The organism is Moorena sp. SIO4E2 (assembly GCF_010671945.1).
In the GTDB taxonomy this organism is placed as follows: Bacteria; Cyanobacteriota; Cyanobacteriia; order Cyanobacteriales; family Coleofasciculaceae; genus Moorena; species Moorena producens.
Window position 1 is genome coordinate 1 of record NZ_JAAHIE010001155.1, and the last position, 1,570, is coordinate 1,570.

Annotated in this window: 2 protein-coding genes; both read right to left on the reverse strand. The window is 45.7% G+C overall.

What is annotated here, in order from left to right; all coding sequences use genetic code 11:
- Positions 1–850, reverse strand: an 850-nt coding sequence (locus tag F6K37_RS41690) for an AAA family ATPase (protein ID WP_287257125.1), incomplete at its 3' end; no start/stop codon positions are given.
- Between the two features lie 165 nt (positions 851–1,015).
- The coding region (locus tag F6K37_RS41695) for a Light dependent period protein LdpA domain-containing protein (protein ID WP_287257126.1) at positions 1,016–1,570 on the reverse strand (555 nt) is incomplete at its 5' end.

The following is a 1,570-nucleotide window of genomic DNA, read 5'->3' on the forward strand; positions in this document are numbered from 1 at the left end:
GTTCTGTGCCAATTTCATCGATAACGATCACCTCTGGCATATGGTTTTCCACCGCCTCAATCATCACCTGATGCTGATGTTCTGGGCTAGCCACCTGCATCCGTCGGGCTCGACCAATAGCTGGGTGGGGAATATCGCCATCTCCAGCAATTTCATTAGAGGTGTCGATAATCACGACCCGTTTGTCTAATTCGTCTGCCAGAACTCGGGCAATTTCCCGTAAAGCAGTGGTTTTGCCTACACCAGGACGCCCGAGCATCAAAATTGACTTACCAGTTTCCACCAAGTCACGAATCATGCCGATGGTACCAAAGACCGCTCGACCAACACGACAGGTTAAGCCAATAATTTCCCCTGGACGGTTCCGAATCGCACTAATGCGGTGCAAGGTGCCCTCAATTCCGGCTCGGTTATCACCGCTAAAGGATCCCACTCGCTCAACACAGTGATTGATTTGTTCGATAGTAACTGGTTGATCAGAAAGGTACTCTGCCCGATCACGAAAGCGCACTTCTGGGAAGCGACCGAGATCCATAATCACTTCGATCAAACTGTCCCTTTCAGCATGTTGCTCCAATAATGAGCGAATTTCGGCTGGCAAAATGTCTAGTAATTTTGGCAGGTCATCTGTAATTTGTTGACAGTTTGAAATCCTCTGAGTTTTGTCCACTGTGTCTTGGTGTTCCTTGGTAGGTAGAGTGCCACAATCTAGTTGAAGATTGTCACTTACCTCTGAGGATTGAGCCCTTACGGTCATCGCCTCAACCAAGTTATTTTCATAAACCACTGGTGATTCTTGATTGAATGACACTTGTTGATCTGAAAACTTGCTTAGTGGAAAATTCACCATTTGTTTTGCTCAAATAAAGCGATTTCTGCTGTTACGTTTTGCCCTATTTAAATTGCGGTTATTGGTCAGATCTTGGATTTAATTCATGTCTAATTTAACTCCTAATACTTGACGATTTTTATCCCAATTTAATCGAACATTCTTTCTCGATTAAAGTCAAGAAAATTAGATACTCTTGGGGATTTTTTTGACTGATTTGAGTTGAGCAACCAGGGCATGGGCAGTTGCCACAGCCTGCCAGAGCAGATCTGGTACATCCTCAAGGTTTCTAGAGGAGGGATTAGGAACGAATCCCTGGTGGTGATCAACGTCTTTGTCATAGTCTTGTTCTAATTTTTCTACAATCGGTGAGAGTAGAACTCGGGCGTAGCTACCGTAAGCCACACCGGCAATGTAGGATAGGTTATTTGGTTGTTCGCCCTTGGGGTTCGAGTAGGGTAGGTTATTTGGTTGTTCGCGTAGCGTGGCCGAAAGGCCAAGGTTGTTGTAAGAACGTTCAACCGGCAACCTGCCAACTTTCAACAATTCTTTAGAACCTTCAACGGGCAACCTACCAACTTGGCGGTTCAACAGCTTAGCTGCTCTTAGTTTGCTGACGGTGTGGTTATTGGTACCACCAGCTAACTGTACGTATCCTGGTAATCCAGCAGCGATGACTTTCTCAGCGAGTTTGATAGCAGCATGAGTTGTGCCCATGCCTATATCCCCACTCATAGGACG